Genomic DNA, 19,469 nt, shown 5'->3' on the forward strand with positions numbered 1-19,469 from the left:
TGGTGTCGGGCGTCCGGGTGGCACGGCACTGTCCGTCGCTGGAAATTTGTTGCAAGCCGTCGAAAAAATTTTGATGGCTGGCCCCCGCGCCACCGCCTACCATTCGGCGCATTCCCCATCCTGGAGAGCCTGCGTGCCCAATCTGTCCAAAATCACCTGCATCGAAGACCTGCGTGCCGTCGCCCAGCGCCGTGTGCCGCGCATGTTTTATGACTACGCCGATTCGGGCTCGTACACCGAGGGCACCTACCGCGCCAACGAGAGCGACTTCCAGCGCATCAAGCTGCGCCAGCGCGTGGCCGTGAACATGGAAGGCCGCACCACCCGCACCACCATGGTGGGCCAGGACGTGGCCATGCCCGTGGCCATTGCACCCACCGGCCTCACCGGCATGCAACATGCCGACGGCGAGATCCTGGGGGCCAAGGCGGCCAAGGCGTTTGGAATCCCGTTCACCCTCTCGACCATGAGCATCTGCTCCATCGAAGACGTGGCCGAACACACGGGCCGCCACCCGTTCTGGTTCCAGGTGTATGTGATGCGGGACCGCGACTTCATCGAACGCCTGATCGACCGCGCCAAGGCGGCCAACTGCTCGGCGCTGCAGCTCACGCTCGATCTGCAGATCCTGGGCCAGCGCCACAAGGACATCAAGAACGGCCTCTCGGCCCCGCCCAAGCCCACCATCGCCAACCTCATCAACCTGGCCACCAAGCCGCGCTGGTGCATGGGCATGCTGGGCACAAAACGCCGCAGCTTCGGCAACATCGTGGGCCACGCCAAGGGTGTGGGCGACCTGTCGTCGTTGTCGTCGTGGACGGCCGAGCAGTTCGACCCGCAGCTCAACTGGGGCGATGTGGAGTGGATCAAGAAGCGCTGGGGCGGCAAGCTGATCCTCAAAGGCATCATGGACGCCGAAGATGCGCGCCTAGCCGTCAACAGCGGTGCCGACGCACTGATCGTCAGCAACCACGGCGGGCGCCAGCTCGATGGCGCGCCATCCTCCATTGCCGCACTGCCAGGCATTGCCGCAGCAGCCGGCAAGGACATCGAGGTGTGGATGGACGGCGGCATCCGCAGCGGGCAGGACGTGCTCAAAGCCCGCGCTTTGGGCGCGCAGGGCACGCTGATTGGCCGCAGCTTCTTGTACGGCCTGGGGGCCTACGGCGAGGCGGGCGTGACGCGTGCGCTGCAGATCATCCAGAAAGAGCTGGACATCACCATGGCGTTCTGTGGCCATACCAACATCAACAACGTCGATTCGTCGATCCTGCTGCCCGGTACCTTTCCCACGGCCTGAGCGGCTGAAAGCCCTTCACCGCGCGGCCGTCGCTGGCGCCGGCAGGCGTTTGAGTGTGGCCAGGTAGGCCACCACGTCCTCGCGGCCCTGTGCATCGTCGAGCTGGTAGTCCATGCCCTGGCCGGGGATCAGCGCCTCGGGGTCGGTCAGCCAGGCCTTGAGCGTGGCACGCGTCCACAGCAGCTTGCTTGCACGCAGCGCGGGCGAGTAGTCAAAATCCTTCAGCGCGCCCGCGCGGCGCCCCACCACGCCCCGGTGCGCCGGGCCGTCGCCATGCTGGTCCGGGCTGTGGCAGCTGCTGCAATGCGCCGCGTACAGCGCAGCGCCACGCTCCACCGACTGGGCCGCAGCGGGGCTGTGGGCCCCCCACAGCAAGGTGGCCGCAACGGCAACCCAATGAACAGGGAACAGTGGGCGAGGCAGAGGCATGGCGGGCAGCATGGGGTGGAAAGCGCGAGCGTTGTGGGCAGAGGTGACTCTTGCAGTACGGACGATCCCGTCGCCTGGATTCATGCCCGTCGCGGTGGGGTGCCCGATACCCCGACTACACCAATTTGCCGAGCCAGGGCACTGTTTTTGTTCCCGGCGACATCCAAAGTGCCTGCTGTGGCGTATTCACCTACAGCAAAGCCCCGCAAGGCCTGCCAACCCGATCAATCCAAGACAATGGGCGCATGAGCACCCTCCACCCAGACAGTGAACTGATGGACCTCCTAGACCGCATTGCCGCGCAGGACGACTCCGCGCTGAAAAAGCTGTACGAGCGCACCTCGTCGCAGCTTTTTGGCCTGGCCCTGCGCATCGTCCGCAACCGCGATGCGGCGGAGGATGTGCTGCAGGAGGCGTTTTTGACCATCTGGCGCGGCGCGGGCAACTACCGCGCATCGCTGAGTCCGCCCATGGCGTGGATGGGTTTGATCGTGCGCAGCCGGGCGCTGGATGCCCTGCGCAAGCGCACCACAGACCGGTCCGATCTGATGAACGAGCTGGATGACGAGATGGCGCAGACGCTGGAGGGCGATACGCCCAACCCCATGGACGCCGCCGATGCCAGCGAGCAGGCCTTTGCGCTGCACCACTGTCTGGGAAAGCTCGATCACAAGCAGCGCGAAGTAGTGAGCCTGGCCTACCTGCGCGACCAGAGCCACGGCGAGCTGGCCGAGCAACTCAAGCTGCCGCTGGGCACCGTCAAGACCTGGATCCGCCGGGGCCTGGAACAGCTGCGCACCTGCATGGCGCGTTTTGCGTGAGGTTGCCATGAACATTACCCAACACCCCGAACTGCTCGACCGCCTGGCTGCCAGCTATGCCCTGGGCACACTGCGTGGCGGCGCCCGCCGCCGATTTGAAAGCCTGGCCCGCGAACACGCCACCGTGCGCGCTGCAGCGCTGGTCTGGCAGACCCGCTGGTCCGGCCTGACCGAGTTGCAGCCCGCCATCCACCCCGCGCCCGCCGTGTGGACGCGCATCGACAACCTGGTGCAGGCCGACCGGGCTGCGTCCGCCATGCAGGCTGCCCGTGTGCACCAGGCCGCAGAGGCCCCAGGCGGCTGGTGGCGCAACCTGCTGGTGTGGCGCGGTGCGGCGGCTGCGGGCGCCATCGCCACGCTGGCGGCTGTGGTGGTGGGCGTGCAGGTCAACGGAGGCCTGCGTGCCACCACGGGCGCGCAGATCGCCGCACTGCAGCAAAAACTGCAAGCCACGCCCCAGATCCAGTATGTGGCGGTGCTGGCCGATGACAAGGCCGACGCGTCGATGCTGGTGACGTTTGACCCCAAGAACAGCCAGCTCGTGCTGCAGCGCGTGGGCGGTTTCCAGGAGGGGGCGGACAAGTCCTTGCAACTGTGGGCGCTGCCGCCCGCGGGTGGCCCGCGCTCATTGGGCGTGCTGGGGCAGGACAAGCTGCTCAAGCTGGTGGCCCAGGAGGGCGATGTGAAAGAAGTCCCCACGCTGGCCATCAGTCTGGAGCCCAAGGGGGGGGTGCCCAGCGCCACCGGCCCGACCGGGCCGGTGCTGTTCAAGGGCGCTCTGATCCGCAAGGCCACCTGACACCCGGGTTTCAGGCAGTTGCGTACAGGTCTGGAAGAACCGGTGGCGAAAGAAAAGAATAGTTGCCACCGTTGAATCCACGGGTTTCTCTTCGTCGTATTCAAGGTGGGGTGCTTGGCACCCCACCATCCACCTACGAGGAGATCCCCATGCCATTGAAAAAAATCAGTCTGGCCGTGCTGGCTGTTCTGGCTGCCAGCGCAGCGGGCGTCAGTCTGGCGTCCAGCCACCGCGAGGCGCCGTTCATCACGACCCAGCCCAAGGTTGACGGCAGTGATTTCTACCTGTTCAACAGCTACGAACCGGGTCGAGCGGGTTTTGTCACCATGATCGCCAACTACCTGCCGCTGCAGGATGCCTATGGCGGCCCCAACTACTTCAGCCTGGACTCGAATGCGCTGTACGAGATCCACATCGACAACAACGGCGACGCAGCGGAGGACATCACCTTTCAGTTCCGCTTCAAGAACACGCTGAACAATGGTGGCAACGGCATCACACTCGATATCGGCCCTGACGGTGCCCGCAAGAAGGTGGCCATTCCGCTGCGCAACGCCGGTGGCATCAGCGGCGCAGCGGGCGACCCGCTGGCTTACCGCGAAGAGTACGAGATGTTCATCGTGCGCGGTGACCGCCGTACCGGCAAGCGCGAGCAGATCACCATGGCCGGTGGGGGTACCACCTTTACCAAGCCCATCGACTACATCGGTGAAAAATCGCTGGGCAATGCGGCCGCCTACGACGCCTATGCCGGCAAGTATGTGTATGGCATCAACATCCCCGGCTGCGCCACCCCCGGCAAGGTGTTTGTGGGCCAGCGGCAGGACCCGTTCCCCGTGTCGTTGGGCACCATCTTTGATCTGGTGAATGCACCTGCCGCCGTCATTACCAGCGAGTCGAATGCTGCGGCCTTCGGCGCGGGCCAGATTGCCAACAAGAACGTGACGTCGCTCGCGGTGGAAGTGCCCACCAATTGCCTGACTGCTGCATCGGGCGAGAAGGTCATCGGCGGCTGGACCACTGCCAGCCTGCGCCAGGCCCGCTTGCTCAATGGCAAGCCAGACTCGGGCCTGCAGGCCAGCGAGAAGGCCGGTGGCGCATGGACGCAGGTCTCGCGCCTGGGCATGCCGCTGGTCAACGAGGTGGTGATTGGCCTCAAGGACAAGGACAAGTTCAACGCATCCAAGCCCAAGGATGATGCGGCCAACTTTGCGGACTACGTGACGCACCCCACGCTGCCCGCGCTGGTCGAGACGCTGTTTGGCGCCAAGGCCCCCACGAACTTCCCGCGCACCGACCTGATGACGGCCTTCCTCACGGGGCTGCCCACCGTCAATCGCCCCGGCAACGTCACCGGCCTGGGTGCTGGAGGCCCCCTGGCCGAAATGCTGCGCTTGAACACGGGCATTGCCGCCACGGCTGCGGCTGCGCAGAACCCGTTGGGGGTGGTGGCAGGGGATGCGGCCGGCTTCCCGAACGGCCGCCGCTTGGGCGACGACGTGGTGGACGTATCGCTGCGCGTGGCCATGGGTGCGCTGTGCACGGTGACGGGTGCCACGGACACGCTCAAGGTGGGCTGCAAGCCGGGTGATGCCCCGGCAGGAGGGGTAGCGTTTGTGGACGGCTCGCGCACCAAGGCGACGGACTACCGTACGGCGTTTCCGTATGTGAACCCGCCGCTCCCCGGTGCCAAGAACTTCTGATCCGAAGGAGCCACACCATGCAAAAGAACCTTCGGATTCAGCACCTGGCCCTTACTTCGGTGGCGGCATTGGCCATCACCGGTTGCGGCGGGGGCGGTAGCGGCGACAACACGGCAGACCCTGGCAATGGGGGGCCCGTGATTGTGAATGCGTTCGCGTATGTGCAGCCCATTGTGGCCAGCGGCGCCTCGGACACCACCGAACCTCAGGCGGTGGACCAGCTGGTGCTGTCCACTACCGAGACTGAAGAGCCCGATTCGCGGCTCTGACCCTTGCGCGATGTCTTGGCTGCGCCCCGAAGGGGTGTGGCCAGGGCGTGCGTGGGTGATTGTGTCTCTTTCGATATCCGCTGTTGTCACGAGCCCATGAAGAAACCTCATCACTGTTTGTGCGTGGCCTTGTGCCTGGTGCTATGGGCGGGCACGGCCCTGGCGGCCTTGCCGCAGGACTTGCCACCCGGCCTCGATGCCGATGTGGTCGAGCGTCTGCCCGAGCGCGTGAGCGCAGCCCCCGCCACGCCCCAGGCCGCTGCCGCCACGGCCCGGCGCTGGATCACGCTGTCACGCGAGACGGCGGACCCGCGTTACCTGGGCCGGGCACAGGCGGCCCTGGCACGCTGGTGGGGCCAGTCGGACGCCCCGGCCGATCTGCTGGTGTTGCAGGCCACCGTAGAGCAAGGGCGCCATGAATTTTCAGCCGCGCGCGCCACGCTGGAGCACGCCTTGCAAACCAACCCCGCACAGGTGCAGGGCTGGCTCACGCTGGCCACGCTGGAACGTGTGGCCGCGCGCTATGAGGCCGCCGAGGCCGCCTGCCGCAACGTAGCCCGCCACGGTGCTGCGTTGTATGCCACCGCCTGCCTGCTCGAAACCCGTTCACTGCAAGGCCAGCACGATGCCGCACGCAATGGCTTCACCGCGCTGCGGCAGCAGGTGGCGGGGAATGCCGCCCAGCGGGCCTGGATCGGTTCGCTGCTGGCCGAGAGCGAAGAGCGCGCAGGGCGCGATGACGCTGCCGACGCGGCCTACCGCCGCAGCCTGGCCGATGCCCCCGACGGCTACACCGCGCTGGCCTATGCCGACCAGCTGTTGCGCCGCAATCGTGCGAGCGCCGCGCTGGAGGTGCTCAGGCACCAGCCCGACAGCGACTCCGTGCTGCTGCGGCGCGCGCAGGCCCTTCGGCTGATGGGGGACGCCGCGTGGCAGACCCTGGTGCGCGACCTGGAAGCCCGTTTTGCCGCTATCGCGGCGCGCGGAGAGGGGCTGGACGCCCACGCCCGGGAGCGTGCCTTGATGGCGCTGTGGTTGCAGGGGCAGCCCGCCGCCGCATGGAAGGCGGCCCGCACCAACCTTGCCCTGCAAAAAGAGCCACTCGACTGGTGGCTTGCACTGCAGACCTCTGAGCAGTCGGGCGACGCTGCTGCCCACCAGACCGTGCGGCAGGCCCTGCAGCAAGCAGGGCTGCAAGACCTGCGCCTGGCGCGCTGGCAGACCCGGGGAGCCCAATGATGCGCTGCATGCACTGGATAACGGGCCTCCTGCGCCCACACGGGCGTTCCCTGCGGGCCATGGTGGCTGTCGCGTTGACTGCCGCAGCACTGGCGCCCAGCGCCTGGGCCCACAAGGCCAGCGACGCCTATCTGCGGGTGGCGGATGCGCTGGCACCCCAGGGCACTGCAGGGGCGGGCGCATCGATAGGCCTTGTGCTGTCGGTGGCCTTGAAGGATGTGGATGCCGCGCTGGAGCAGCTCGATGCCGATGGCGACCGCCAGCTCACATGGGGCGAGGTGCGACAGTCCATGCCCGCCATCGTCCAGTGGGTGGGCCAGGGCATGTTGTGGCAGTGCGACGGAACGGCGACGGTGCCTGCCTGGCGCTTTGAAGCGTTGGAGCAGCGCACCGATGGGCGTTACGCGCGGCTGGCTGCCACGCTGCCCTGTGCGCCAGCCCAGGCGGTCACTCTGCGCTACGGCCTGATGCAGGGCATCGACCCCACACACCGCCTGCTGGTGGGCGGCGCGTTGAGCGGCCAGACGCTGGCAGCCGTGCTGGCCCCTGACGGGCGCTCCGGCACCGACCTGCGCTCTGCGGGCAGCCGCGCAGGACAAGCGGGGGCAGACGGTGCGGAAGGGGCTCAAGGTGCGGACGCAACAGAGCCCGGCGCCCCACGCGGCGGGTTGGCCACGCTGCTGCACTTTGTGACCGAGGGGGTGCACCACATCCTGTCTGGCTACGACCACCTGGCCTTTTTGCTGGCACTGTTGCTGCCCATCTCCCTGGCGCGGCCGCAGCCCCGCCACCGCGATCTGCCATTGCACACGGAGTCCGGCACAACGCCGATCGCTGAAACCCCGGCCTCCGGCGCCAGGGACCGCTTCGCCGGGATCAAGGCGCTCCTGCTCACGGTGACCTGTTTCACCGTGGGCCATTCCATCACCTTGGCACTGGCAGGCCTGGGCTGGGTCACCGTGTCGGGCAACTGGGTGGAGCCCGCCATTGCCATCAGCATCGGCATCTCGGCGTTGCTGAACCTGTTTCCCGTCCAAGGCCTGCGCAGTAGCTGGCTTGCTCTGGGCTTTGGTCTGGTGCACGGGCTGGGTTTTTCCGGGGTGCTGGTTGAAGCTGGCGTGGCGGGTGCTTCGCTGTTGTGGGCCCTGGCGGGGTTCAACCTGGGGGTCGAAGTGGGCCAACTGATGGTGGTCGCCCTGTGGTGCGCGGTCTCGGTGGCACTGGCGCGCAGGGCGTGGTACCGCTCGGTGGTGGTGCGTGGGGGCTCCGTCGCGTTGCTGGTGCTGTCGCTGTACTGGACCGTGCAGCGCCTTGCCTTCGCTGGCTGACGAGAACGGTGCCCGGTCCGTCGTGGGGGCCAGACCCTGATCAGGCGCTAAAGACCCTTTGCAGTACTCTGGATTCACATCTGGACGCCGCCCGTGTGCGTAATGACGCTGTCGTAGCAATTATTTACAAACACGAGGAGCGCCCCATGAAGAGTCCCCTTTCCATCGCCGTGCTGGCTGGCGTTGCACTGGCCTGCAGTGCGGCCCAGGCCGATACCGGCAAGCTGCTGCTCACCGGTGGTGTCAGCACCATCGCCGGATCGGCGGGCGGCGGGCTGACCCCCTGGGCAGTGATTGGCAGCAACGCCACCGAGGGCGAGGTGGGTGTCAGCGCCTATGCCACCCGTGCTGCGACCCAGGATTACAGCCTGAACGGCTATGGCGTGGCCCTGGGCCTGCACGACCGCCTGGAGCTGTCGCTGGCGCGCCAGGACTTTGATGCCTCGCCCGCGATCGCGCTCAACGGCATTGCGCCGTTTGGCGTGACACCCGGCCAGCACATCAAGATGGATGTGCTCGGCATCAAGCTCAAGGTGGCGGGCGACGTGGTGCTCAACAGCAACAGCTGGATGCCCCAGATTGCGGTGGGGCTGGAGCACAAGCAGGTGCACCCGGGCTCCATCAGGTCGGTGCTGGACTTTCTGAGCACCAAAACCAGCGGCACTGATGTGTACGTGAGCGCCACCAAGCTGCTGCTGGCGCAAAGCGTGCTGGTCAACGGCACGCTGCGTTACACCAACGCCAACCAGAACGGCCTGCTGGGCTTTGGCTCGGCCGCGCCTGGCAAGAACAGCCGCAGCCTGCAGCCCGAATTCTCGGTGGCGTACCTGATCAACAAGAACCTGGCGGTGGGCGCCGAATACCGCTTCAAGCCCAACAACCTGCAGGCGCTGGGCGCTGCGGCCGGCCTGGGTGCTGCACTGCGCGAAGACGACTGGAAGGACATCTTTGTGGCCTGGGCGCCCAGCAAGAACGTGTCATTCACGCTCGCCTATGTGGACCTGGGCCGCATCGTGCCCGGCATCACCCAAAACCGCCGCCAGACGGGCTACTACCTGTCGGCCCAAGTCGCTTTCTGAGGAGATTTTCATGACCCACTCCAAAAACCTCATCGCCCTGGCCATCGCCCTGAGCGGCTTGCTGGCTGCCTCGGCCTTTGCGCAGACCGCTGCGGCGCCGGTGGCGAACACTGCAGCCCCTGTAGCCCCTGCCGGCCTGTACCAGGCCCTGGGCGAAAAGCCTGGCATCAGCCGTCTGGTGGACGATTTTGTGAACCGTGTGGTCAAGGACCCACGCATCGGCAGCCACTTCAAGGACACGAAACCAGCCGCCCTCAAGGAGAGCCTGACCGACCAGTTTTGCCAGCTGAGCGGGGGCCCTTGCAAATATGAAGGCGCTGACATGAAATCGGCCCATGCCGACATGGACATCAACAAGGGCCACTTCAACGCCCTGGTGGAGGTGCTGCAAAGCGCCATGGATGCCCAGGGCATACCGTTCGCTCAACAAAATCGCCTGCTGGCGTTGTTGGCGCCCATGCACCGTGACGTGATCACCAAGCGGTAAGACAATGAAAAACGCTATATTTTTAATAGCTGCTAGCGCAATATTCACTAGCGCTTGGGCCGGAAATGTTCAAATTCAGGTGCTGGACCGCGAGGGCAAGCCCGTGCCCGACGCCGTGGTGGTGGTGTACCCAGGTGCCACTGCAGGCGCGGCCCCCAGCCTGCTGCAGCCCAGCCCCACCATTGAGCAGGAGCGCATGCGTTTTGTGCCTGCCGTCACCGTGGTGATGCCCGGCACCACCGTGCGTTTCACCAACCAGGACCGCTGGGATCACCATGTGCGCGGCAACCCTACAGGCGTGGCCGCTGCGGCTGCTCCTGCTGCGCCCGGTTCCAATTTTGAATTGCGCCTGGCCGGCAAGGCAGATGGCAAGCCCGCCAACTTTGCGGACATCAAACTCGACACCCCTGGCGTGGTGCTGCTGGGCTGCCACCTGCACGGTTCCATGCGCGGCCACGTGTTTGTGACCGATTCGGCCTGGACACTCAAGACCGACAACGATGGCATTGCCCGATTTGCCAGCGTGCCGGATGGCGCCGCACAGGTGCGCGTGTGGCACGCCGAGCAACTGGTAGACCTGCCGCGCAAGGCGCTGAATGTGGTGCCCGGCCCGGTGCTCGATACCGTGCAGCTCAGCGTGGTGCCACGGGTGCGCCGCGCACCGCCGGCTGCACCCACCGGCCCTACCAACAGCCCCGGTGGGCCCATGGGGTCGTACAGCCTGGCGCCCGTCTCACCTCCCCAGGCACATCAGCACCCTGGCAGCTGACCCGCCACCACAGCGGGTGGTCCAAAGGGGGCGGGTCAGCAGGGCAGCGATTTTTTGGGGGCGTGGTCCGTCGCCCGCTCTTTCGTTTGAGTGTCTGCGGGCGTCCCCCTGCGGGGTCGTCCACAGGCTCTCAAGTCAACCCGGCAGCTTGAGCCCGCCCGGTCCGGAGGGCACGGTGTTGACGCTGCTCTTTTGGCTGCCGGCCGTTGCACTGCCCACGTCCTGCTTCACGCTGCCAGGGGGTGCGTTCAGGTACAGGTACAGCGCTTGCGCATCCACGTCGCTGAGTTGCCCGAGCGACTCGAAGGGCATCACCTGGATGGGTGTGCCGTCAGGCCGCTTGCCTGTGCGCAGCATGGCCACAAAGCTTGCGGCGTTGGGGTAGCGTGTCAGGGCACTGTCGGCACTGTGTGTGCCAGGGCGGATGTCTGCTGCCGCAGGCCAGTCAGGCGGGCCGCCGGGGATCTTGCCGCCCGACAGGTCGGCACCATGGCAGCCGATGCACATGTTGGCCACGTACTGGCCGTTGGCCAGCGTCACTCCGGCAGCCGTCGGCCGCGAGGGGGCCAGCTGGTGGTCGATGCGCGAGGCCGCGTCGGGAATCGCACCCAGCCCATACAGCACCCAGGCAGGGTGCGGCAGATCGATCACGGCCTGCGTGCCCTCCTTGGGGGGGAACTGGCGCACATACGACACCAGGGCGTTCAGGTCTTCGTTGGTGAAGCGGTTGTAGTCCTCGCTGGGCATGACCAGCACCGGGCGGCCGTTGGGCTTGACGCCATGGCGGATCACGCTGTTCCAGTCCTCGGGCTGGTAGCGCGCCACCACGCCAGCCGGCGTGATGTTGGGTCCTACGATGCGCGTGCCCTTGCCATCGTTGACGAACTCGCGGCCCGTGCCTTGTGCGCCATGGCAGTCGGTGCAGCCACGCGATGCATACAGATAGCGCCCGCGTTCGATGGTCTGCGCATCGGTGGTGTAGGCCACGGGGCGGGGTTTGATGTCGATGTAGCGGTTGCGTTTTTGCTCGGCCAGGTACAGGCCGCTGGCGGCGGTGGCGACAACGATCACGCCCAGCAGCAGCGCGCTGCCTGCGGTCCATTTGATCCAGCGTTTCATGGTGGTATCCCTCTTCTTCGAATGGTGGCGGACTGGCTGAACGAATCAGCATGCCCAGGCGCCGGATTCTGAAGTCGAAGAAGCGGTTTGTGGCACCTCACCACCGCAGGGTATGGCGGGGCCGGTGACATTTGTCACAAACGGCCCGCCAGTGTGAGCAGGTGTAGCCTGTTCACACGCGCTCCATATCCTCTCAGCGCTCGATGGTCTTGTTCCAGCGCGCGTTCCACGCAGGGCGGTTGGCGTTCACGCTGTCCCAGTCCAGCGTCACGGCGTTTTTCATCCACTGGCTGATCTGCGCGACCTGGGCGGCACCCTCACCCACGGCAGGCGCCTTGGGGTTGGTGGGGATCTGCGCGCCAAACTGCAGCACGTTGGCCTGGGCCAGCGGGCTCAGCAGAAACTCGGCCAGCTTTTGCGCCAGCTCGGGCTCGCTGTTCTTGGCGATCACGCACTGGCCGGTCATCAGCACCACCGAGCCCTCCTTGGGCTGTGCGTATTCCACCGGAATGCCCTTGGCCTTGAGGGCAGCCACACTGGTCGGCGTAAGCGGGAAGATCGCGGCTTCACCCGTCTGCACCATCTCCGAAATCTTGGCCGAGCTGGGGATGTACTCCAGCACATTGGGGCCGATGGTCTTGGCCCAGTTGTTGAAGCCTGGCTCCACGTTCTTGTCGTTGCCGCCCTGGATGCGGTTGAACATCAAGAAACCGTGCAGCCCGAACGACGACGACGGCATGGACTGGAACACCACCTTGCCCTTGTACTTGGGGTCGGCGAAGTCCATCCACGACGTAGGCGCGGCCCAGCCCTTTTCGGCAAACATCTTGGTGTTGTAGGCGATGCCGGTCATGCCCAGGCTCACGCCGCTGGCCAGGTCGTCCTTGAAGCGCGCGGCGGGGTAGATGTCGTTCAGGTGCGGGTTGGGCTTTTGCTTTTCGCACAGGCCCATGCCCATGGCGCGCACCATGATGCCGTCGTCCAGAAACATCACGTGCATCTGCGGCTTGTCCTTGTTGGCCTGGGCCTTCGCCAGGATGTCTGAGGACGTGCCAGGCACCACCACCACCTTCACGCCATGCAGCTTCTCGAACGCCGGGAACACGTACTGCGTGTACGCCTTCTCCATGGTGCCGCCATTCATGCCGATGTACAGCGTTTTGGTCTGCGCGGTGGCGGTGCCTGCGGCGGCCACGGCGGTCAGTGCAGCGGCCGTCACAAGGGCGCGGCGGGTGCGGCTGGCAAAGCGGGGGGAGAAGGTCATGGTGGTTTCCTTTCTGGTGGGGAGGGGAGTTTTGTCGGTGGCAAACGGGGTCAGTGGGCAGCGGCAGTGCTGGCCACGTCAGCCACCGTCGTTGGGTGAAATCGCTCAATCGCAAAGGCATCAATCGGCGTGGTGCTGCGGCCATCGCGGGCCAGCTCGGCCAGCACCTCGCCCACGCCGGGGCCAATCTGAAAGCCCGCACCGGCAAAGCCAAAGCCATGGATCAGGCCGGGCGTGGTGTGGCTCTTGCCCAGCACCGGCTGGCGGTCAGGCAGATAGCCTTCGGTGCCGCTCCAGGTGCGAATGAAGTGCGCGTTCTTGAGGGCGGGCAACAGCTCCACCGCCTGCACTGCCAGGGTCGCGATGGCGCTGCGCTCGGAGCGGGCGCGGTCGGCATCCAGCGCCACACCTGCGCCGCCGCCCAGCACCAGATTGCCGCGCGCCACCTGTCGGCAGTAGATGCCGCCGCCTTCCACACCCAGGCTCCAGTGCATGAAAAAGGGCAGGGGCTCGGTCACCGCCATGGCCGGATGGCCGGAGTGAATGGGCACGGCCTCGCCAAACTGCGCGGCCAGCGCACCGGCCCAGGCACCAGCGCAGTTGATGAGCACAGGCGCACGCACCGCCACGGTGGTGCCGGAGCGCACGGTAAACAGCTGCCCGTCGTGCTCCACCGAGGTCATTGGTGTGCGCTCCAGAATCTGCGCGCCCGCGCGCTTGGCCGCCAGTGCAAACGCGGGCGACACCAGGCGCGGGTTGGCCTGGCCGTCATCCGGGCAGAGTGATCCACCCACAGCGCGCCCGCCCAGCCAGGGGCAGCGCTCGCGCAGTGTGGTGCCCGAGATGAGCTGGATGCCCAAGTCGAAGTCGCGGCTTAAGTGGGCATAGGCTTCCAGCGAAGCCATGTCCGCCTCACTGCGTCCGATCTTGAAGTGCCCGCTGCGCTGGTATTCGCCATCGGTGCCAATCAGCGCGGGCAGGTCGGCCCACACCTCGTGAGCGCGCTGCGCCAGCGGCAGCTGGCTCACCGGGCGGCCCTGACGGCGCACGCCGCCATAGTTCACGCCACTGGAGCGCGAGCCGCACAGGTCACGTTCCAGCAGCACCACGGCCACGCCTTTGCGGCGCAGTGCCAGCGCGGTCGATGCGCCCATGATGCCGCCGCCCACAATGGCAACGTCGGTGTCAATGGTTCGGGGTGTGGTCATTCGGCAGCCTCCGCCTGGGCTTGCAGGTGGATGGGAATGGGCTTGATCGGCGCCTGTCCGCGCAGCCGTCCTACCGTGTCAATCGGCTTGCCTGTGGCGTGGGCCAGGATTTCTGCCGCGGCCACACCGCACATGCGGCCTTGGCAGCGGCCCATGCCCACGCGGGTCAGGGCCTTGAGGCGGTTCATCTCATCGGCTCCCGCATCGCGGGCACATGCGCGCAGCTCGCCGGCTGTGATGTTCTCGCAGCGGCACACCACCAGCGTATCGGGCGCATGGGTTGCCCAGTCGGTAGGGAAGGGAAAGGCGCGCTCCAGCCCTTGGCGGAAAGGCATCAGATTCGTCAGCTTGCGTTCCAGCTCGGCGGCGCGTGCCGCATCCACCTTCACGCCGTGGTCAGCCAGCAGCGCCAGCGCGGCGCGCTCGCCCGCCCACTCGGCCGCATCGGCACCCAGGATGCCCGCGCCATCGCCCGCCAGGTACACACCGGCCACGCTGGTGCGCCCAGCGCTGTCGCGCTCGGGCAGGTGGGCGCGGTGCATGGGCGCCCAGGCAAAGCGGCAACCCAGCAGGTCGGCCAGCTGGGTTTCGGACCGCAGGGCGTAGCCAAAGCCCACGGCGTCGCAGGGCACGGTGTGCTCGGCGTTCCCGTCGCTCCACACCACGGCCTTGACCCGTGTTTCGCCCTGCACGCGCACGGGCCGCACGCCGGTGTACACCGCTACGCCATGCGCGCGCAGCCAGCCTACGTAGTACATCCCTTTGGCCAGCACGGCAGGCTGCGTCAGCATGCCGGGCAGGGCGGCCAGCTGGTCGGCAAATCGGGCGGTGTCTAGCACTGCAGCCACCTTCACGCCCGCCTTGGCATATTGGTACGCCACCAGGTACAGCAGCGGCCCGGTGCCCATCAGCACCACGTTGCGGCCGATGGTGCAGCCCTGGAACTTGAGCGCCACCTGAGCGCCACCCAACGTGTACACGCCGGGCAGCGTCCAGCCCGGCACGGGCAGCACGCGGTCGGTGGCGCCGCTGGCCACGATGAGTTGGCCGTAGGGCACCGTGCGCGTGGTCTGTGTGGGGCCGTGCAGCACATCGAGCTGGCCACCCTGGGCGTTCCACACCAGGCTGTCGGGTTGGTAGTCGATGTGGGCGGCCAAGCCATCCAGCGTGCTGTGCAATGCCGTGGCGCGTGATGCTTCGGTGCCGTACAGCGTTTGCGGGCTGCGGGCAAAGTGGGCGGGCTGGCGGCGGTAGATCTGCCCGCCGCCGCGCGCGGCCTCGTCGATCACCGTGGGCCGCACGCCATGCGCCACCAGGGTTTGCGCCGCACGGATGCCCGCAGGGCCTGCGCCCACGATCACGGGTTGCAAGGTGGGGGCGGTCATGCGGCCCCTCCGGTAGTCAGCTGCATGCCCGCCTGGATGAAGGTGGCGCAAGACCGTAGGCGTTCGCCGGTAGCCGTCATCACCCAGCAGTCCTGGCACGCGCCCATCAGGCAAAAGCCGGCACGGGGCTCATGACTGAACTCATTGCGGCGCAATTGGGCGCGGTGGGTGAGGATGGCCGTGAGCACCGTGTCGCCTTCGAGTGCGGTGGCGGGCTCGCCATCGAGCATGAAGGGCACAGGGGTGCGGTCTTTTTCGGCCACGCGGTGGAGCAGAGGTTGGCTGGAACTCATGGTTGCGGTGCTCATTTATTTCCGGCCGACCAGAACGCGATCGAGTCCATACACCCGGTCGAGAATCACCATCGCGCAGGCCGTCAGGGCCACCATCAGTGCCGACACCGCAGCCATCAGCGGGTCAATCGACTCGGTGGCGTACATGTACATGCGCACCGGCAGCGTCACCGTGCTGGGCGAGGTGACAAAGATCGACATGGTCACTTCGTCAAAGCTGTTGATAAAGGCCAGCAGCCACCCGCCCGTCACGCCGGGCAAAATCATCGGCAGCGTGATGCGTGTGAACACCGTGGCCTGGCTGGCACCCAGCGACAGCGCGGCATGCTCGGCACTGCGGTCAAACCCCACCAGCGCGGCCACCACCAGCCGCAGCGTGTAGGGCGTGACGATGAGCGCATGCGCAAACACCAGCCAGCCAAAGCTGCCCGTGCCCCCCAGCAGCGCAAACAGGCGCAGCAGGGCCACACCCAGCACCAGGTGCGGAATGATCAGCGGCGACAGGAACAGGCCGTTGAGAAAGCCGCGCCCCGCAAACTCGTAGCGTGTGATGGCAATGCCCGCTGGCACTGCCAGCAGCGTGGCCAGCGTGGCCGATGCCAGTGCCAGCCACAGGCTGTTCCAGAACGACTGCACAAAGTCCGAATGCGCGAACACTGCCTTGAACCAGCGCAGCGAGAACTCAGTGGTGGGCAGCGTCAGCGTGTTGTGCGGCGTGAACGCCACGATGCACACCACCAGCAGCGGGGCGAGCATGAAGGTGATGACGAGCGCGTTGAACGCGAGGGCCAAAGGTCCGTTCTTCTGCATAACTTCAGCCCAACGCTTTCTTGTACCGGCCCTCAACCAGCCGGTTGTAGCTCAGCATGACCACCAGGTTGGCCACCAGCAGCGTCAGCGCAATCGCTGCGCCCAGGGGCCAGTTCAGCTCGTGCAGGTATTCGTCGTACACCACCGTGGCCACCATCTTCAGGCGCCGCCCGCCCAGCAGGCCGGGGATGGCGAACGAACTGGCCGCCAGCCCAAACACGATCAGGCTGCCCGACAAAATGCCTGGCAGCACCTGCGGCAAGACAATGCGTCGTAGCGTGGTGAAGGGCGTCGCCTGCAGCGACAGGGCGGCGTTCTCCACACCCGGGTCGAGCTTTTGCAGCGAGGTCCACACCGGGATCACCATGAACGGCAGCATCACATGCACCAGCGCAATCACCACGGCGATCTCGGTGTAAAGCATCTTCACGGGGCCAAATCCAAGTAGCCCGAACAGCCCATTCACCAACCCCTCAGGCCCCAGCAGCATGCTCCAGCCAAAGGCCCGTACCACCACGGACACCAGCAGCGGTGCCAGCACCACCAGCAGCAAGATGGAGCGCCAGGGGTTGCCCATGCGGCTCAGGATGTAGGCCTCGGGTGCGCCGATCAGCACGCAGATCAGCGTGACCAGCCCCGCAATCCAGAACGTGCGCCAGAAGATCGTGTGGTAGTACGAATCGGTGAACACATGGGCGTAGTGCTCCAGCGTGAACTCGCCCGCCTTCACTCCCGTGGCCGGGTCGAACGCGTTGAACGACAGCACGGCCGTGAGTGCCAGTGGCACCAGCAGCAGCACCGTGAACAGCACCAGCGCCGGGCCTGACAGCCACCAGGGCGCAGTCTTTTTGTGCAGCAAGGTGGTGGCCAGGCTCATGGCGCCACCTCGGCGGCGGTGTCTTCGGCCTCCAACTCGGCCAGGGCGGTTTCATCGGCGGGCAGCAGGCGCATGCAGTGGTCGGGCCAGTCCACGCCCGTGCGCTCGCCCTCGGCCAGCGCAGCGCGGCCGTCGTTGGGCGCCAGCACCATCAGGTCGCCCACGGGGGTGCCCACACGGTACAGCCACTGGCTGCCCAGGAAGAACCGCTCGCCCACCTGACCATCCATCCGGCCCTGCACGGCGGACACCAGTTGCACTTTTTCTGGCCGCACGCTCAGCAGCACGGCGGCGCCGGGGCGGTAGCGGGCACCGTCCACCTCCATCGTGAGGGCGCCCACCTTCACCTGCGTGTGCGTGCCATTGGCATGCGTTACCTGGCCGGGCAGCAGGTTGGCCTTGCCCACAAAGGTGGAGATGAAGCGCGTGCGCGGGTGCTCGTACACGCGATGCGGGTGATCGATCTGCGTGGCGCGGCCGGCCTCCATCACCACCACGCGGTCGCTGATTGACATGGCCTCGCTCTGGTCGTGCGTGACCATGATGGTGGTGGTGCCCACCTTGCGCTGAATCTGCCGCAGCTCAAACTGCATCTCCTCACGCAGCTTGGCGTCGAGGTTGGACAGTGGCTCGTCCAGCAGCAGCACGGGCGGCTCGATCACCAGTGCACGGGCCAGTGCCACGCGCTGGCGCTGGCCGCCAGACAGCTCGCGCGGGTAGCGCGTGGCGTGCTGCTCCAGATGCACCAGCGCCAGGGCCTGGGCCACGCGCTCGGCGCGTTCGGCCTTGGGCACCTTGCGCATCTCCAGCCCAAAGCTCACGTTGGCCGCCACCGTCATGTGCGGGAACAGCGCATAGCTCTGGAACACGATGCCCAGCCCGCGCGTGTTGGCCTTGGCGTGGGTGATGTCCTTGCCATCGAGCTCGATGCGCCCGCTGGTCACCGCCTCGAACCCCGCCACCATCTGCAGCGTGGTCGTCTTGCCGCAGCCCGACGGGCCCAGCAACGACACAAATTCACCCTTTTGCACCGTGAGGTTCATGGACTGCACCGCGCAGGTGCTGCCATAGAACTTGGTCACATCCGTGAGCTTGAGAAACGACATGGCGAAAGCCTTTCCGGTGGTGGCATCGCACGGTTTGCCAGGGGGGCTGTGCGTGTCACCTGCTGTGGAGTTGCATGGATGGGCTGCGGGCCTTTGGTGTGCTTGCACCGGGGTGGTGCAAGTGCCGCACAAAGACTGGAACAGCCGTTCGATTCAATTGAATCTATTGCAATAAACAAACCAGAATGCTTCGGGTATTCCATTAATCAGAATTTTTATTGAATTTATTCCGTTCAATGAAATATGATGCCTTTAGTTTGATCAACGAATTCCACAGGAGCGAGGTATGGAAGCCGCATCCACCGCCACCGGCGGCGTACCCCGGGTGTTTGCCGTCATCCGGGCCCTGTCGGCCGTGCAGGCCGAGGGCGGGCGAGTCACCCAATTGGCGCGTGCCGTGGGCCTCACGCAAGGCACTACGCACCGTTTGCTGCAATCGCTGGTGGCAGAGGGCATGGTCGAGCAGGACGAGCGCAGCAAGCTCTACCGCCTGAGCATGGACTTCTTCGCCCTGGCTGCCAAAGCGGGAAACCCCGGCGACCTGCGCAGCCTGTGCCGCCCCGCGCTGCTGCGCCTGTGCGCAAGCCTGGGAGACAGCATCTTTCTATTGGTGCGCAGCGGGTTCGATGCCGTGTGCCTGGACCGCAGCGAGGGGCCGTTCCCCATCCGCTCCTTCACCGGCGACATCGGCGGCCGCGTGGCCCTGGGCGTGGGGCAGGGTGCGCTGGCCATCCTGGCCTTCTTGCCCGAGGCCGAGCGCGAAGAAGTCATCCGCTTCAACCTGTCGCGCGTGCGGGAGTACGGTGTGTTTGACGAGGTCTACTTGCGCACCGAAATCGAGCGCGTGCGCCAGTTGGGCTACGCGGGCCGCAATACTGGGTTGCTGGAAGGCATGGCGGGTGTGGCCGTACCCATCCTGGACCGCGAAGGGCGCGCGGTGGCGGCGCTGAGCGTGGGCACCATTTCTGCGCGGCTCAATGACGACCGGCTGCCCACCGTGGTGGAACTGCTCAAGCGCGAAGCTTTGGCAGTGGGGCCCAAGATCAATCCGTTTGATGTGACGCTGCGGCGGCCGGCACAAAGCCTGTCGAGCGTGCGCCCCGACCAGGCCATTCAGCCCGCGGGGCAGGAGCAGAAGTAGGCGGCCTGAATCTCGGCCTGGGGGGCCTGGGGTGTGGTACTGC

The 19,469-nt window shown here is 66.2% G+C and carries 20 protein-coding genes; 11 read left to right on the top strand and 9 right to left on the bottom strand.

Annotated elements, in window-relative coordinates; translation table 11 throughout:
• The first annotated feature begins 133 nt into the window (after positions 1-133).
• Complete coding sequence (locus tag CLU87_RS04345) at positions 134-1,300, top strand: alpha-hydroxy acid oxidase (protein WP_099729647.1); 1,167 nt, start codon at positions 134-136, stop codon at positions 1,298-1,300.
• 15 nt (positions 1,301-1,315) lie between these two features.
• On the opposite strand, the gene CLU87_RS04350 is transcribed toward CLU87_RS04345, so the two are convergent.
• Positions 1,316-1,729 (bottom strand): cytochrome c family protein, encoded by a 414-nt coding sequence (locus tag CLU87_RS04350; protein WP_099732035.1) that lies wholly within the window; start codon positions 1,727-1,729, stop codon positions 1,316-1,318.
• A 245-nt stretch (positions 1,730-1,974) separates the two neighbouring features.
• Between CLU87_RS04350 and CLU87_RS04355 the strand changes: the two genes are divergently transcribed.
• The 9 genes from CLU87_RS04355 to CLU87_RS04395 all read left to right on the top strand — a co-directional run bounded on the left by CLU87_RS04355 (position 1,975) and on the right by CLU87_RS04395 (position 10,223).
• Positions 1,975-2,550: an RNA polymerase sigma factor gene (locus tag CLU87_RS04355; protein WP_099729648.1), complete on the top strand. Its 576-nt coding sequence runs from the start codon at positions 1,975-1,977 to the stop codon at positions 2,548-2,550.
• 7 nt (positions 2,551-2,557) lie between these two features.
• Positions 2,558-3,349 (top strand): anti-sigma factor domain-containing protein, encoded by a 792-nt coding sequence (locus CLU87_RS04360; protein WP_099729649.1) that lies wholly within the window; start codon positions 2,558-2,560, stop codon positions 3,347-3,349.
• Positions 3,350-3,498: 149 nt separating this feature from the next.
• Entirely contained in the window at positions 3,499-5,052 is a 1,554-nt protein-coding gene (locus tag CLU87_RS04365; RefSeq protein ID WP_099729650.1) for a DUF4331 domain-containing protein, read from the top strand.
• Between the two features lie 17 nt (positions 5,053-5,069).
• Positions 5,070-5,321: a hypothetical protein gene (locus CLU87_RS04370; protein ID WP_099729651.1), complete on the top strand. Its 252-nt coding sequence runs from the start codon at positions 5,070-5,072 to the stop codon at positions 5,319-5,321.
• A 96-nt stretch (positions 5,322-5,417) separates the two neighbouring features.
• Positions 5,418-6,560, top strand: a complete 1,143-nt coding sequence (locus tag CLU87_RS04375; protein WP_143227245.1) for a hypothetical protein — start codon at positions 5,418-5,420, stop codon at positions 6,558-6,560.
• Positions 6,561-6,568: 8 nt separating this feature from the next.
• Positions 6,569-7,888, top strand: coding sequence for a HupE/UreJ family protein (locus CLU87_RS04380; RefSeq protein WP_158236068.1), 1,320 nt, complete (start codon positions 6,569-6,571; stop codon positions 7,886-7,888).
• Positions 7,889-8,034: 146 nt separating this feature from the next.
• A complete protein-coding gene (locus tag CLU87_RS04385) occupies positions 8,035-8,967 on the top strand; it encodes a DUF3034 family protein (RefSeq protein WP_099729654.1) in 933 nt (310 codons plus the stop codon).
• 10 nt (positions 8,968-8,977) lie between these two features.
• Positions 8,978-9,454 (top strand): group 1 truncated hemoglobin, encoded by a 477-nt coding sequence (locus CLU87_RS04390; protein WP_099729655.1) that lies wholly within the window; start codon positions 8,978-8,980, stop codon positions 9,452-9,454.
• A gap of 79 nt (positions 9,455-9,533) precedes the next feature.
• Positions 9,534-10,223 carry a plastocyanin gene (locus tag CLU87_RS04395; protein ID WP_099729656.1) on the top strand — a complete coding sequence of 230 codons (690 nt, stop codon included), beginning with the start codon at positions 9,534-9,536 and terminating at the stop codon, positions 10,221-10,223.
• A gap of 135 nt (positions 10,224-10,358) precedes the next feature.
• Here CLU87_RS04395 and CLU87_RS04400 read toward each other — a convergent pair whose 3' ends face one another.
• The 8 genes from CLU87_RS04400 to CLU87_RS04435 all read right to left on the bottom strand — a co-directional run bounded on the left by CLU87_RS04400 (position 10,359) and on the right by CLU87_RS04435 (position 18,285).
• Positions 10,359-11,342, bottom strand: a complete 984-nt coding sequence (locus CLU87_RS04400; RefSeq protein ID WP_099729657.1) for a c-type cytochrome — start codon at positions 11,340-11,342, stop codon at positions 10,359-10,361.
• Between the two features lie 193 nt (positions 11,343-11,535).
• Entirely contained in the window at positions 11,536-12,606 is a 1,071-nt protein-coding gene (locus CLU87_RS04405) for an ABC transporter substrate-binding protein (RefSeq protein ID WP_099729658.1), read from the bottom strand.
• 50 nt (positions 12,607-12,656) lie between these two features.
• Positions 12,657-13,814: an FAD-binding oxidoreductase gene (locus CLU87_RS04410; protein ID WP_099729659.1), complete on the bottom strand. Its 1,158-nt coding sequence runs from the start codon at positions 13,812-13,814 to the stop codon at positions 12,657-12,659.
• Positions 13,811-15,199, bottom strand: coding sequence for an NAD(P)/FAD-dependent oxidoreductase (locus CLU87_RS04415; RefSeq protein WP_099729660.1), 1,389 nt, complete (start codon positions 15,197-15,199; stop codon positions 13,811-13,813). Before CLU87_RS04415 ends, CLU87_RS04410 begins: the two co-directional genes overlap by 4 nt.
• Positions 15,196-15,492, bottom strand: coding sequence for a (2Fe-2S)-binding protein (locus tag CLU87_RS04420; protein ID WP_233193708.1), 297 nt, complete (start codon positions 15,490-15,492; stop codon positions 15,196-15,198). Before CLU87_RS04420 ends, CLU87_RS04415 begins: the two co-directional genes overlap by 4 nt.
• Before the next feature lie 15 nt (positions 15,493-15,507).
• Positions 15,508-16,302, bottom strand: a complete 795-nt coding sequence (locus CLU87_RS04425) for an ABC transporter permease (RefSeq protein WP_099729662.1) — start codon at positions 16,300-16,302, stop codon at positions 15,508-15,510.
• Positions 16,303-16,306: 4 nt separating this feature from the next.
• Positions 16,307-17,179, bottom strand: coding sequence for an ABC transporter permease (locus CLU87_RS04430; protein ID WP_099729663.1), 873 nt, complete (start codon positions 17,177-17,179; stop codon positions 16,307-16,309).
• The gene (locus CLU87_RS04435) at positions 17,176-18,285 is read right to left on the bottom strand and encodes an ABC transporter ATP-binding protein (protein ID WP_099729664.1); all 1,110 of its coding nucleotides are present in this window, start codon (positions 18,283-18,285) and stop codon (positions 17,176-17,178) included. Before CLU87_RS04435 ends, CLU87_RS04430 begins: the two co-directional genes overlap by 4 nt.
• A 286-nt stretch (positions 18,286-18,571) precedes the next feature.
• Here CLU87_RS04435 and CLU87_RS04440 point away from each other — a divergent pair, with 286 nt between their 5' ends.
• Positions 18,572-19,426: an IclR family transcriptional regulator gene (locus tag CLU87_RS04440; RefSeq protein ID WP_056747541.1), complete on the top strand. Its 855-nt coding sequence runs from the start codon at positions 18,572-18,574 to the stop codon at positions 19,424-19,426.
• Positions 19,427-19,469: the final 43 nt, after the last annotated feature.

This window comes from Acidovorax sp. 59, assembly GCF_002754175.1.
Lineage (GTDB): Bacteria > Pseudomonadota > Gammaproteobacteria > Burkholderiales > Burkholderiaceae_C > Acidovorax > Acidovorax delafieldii.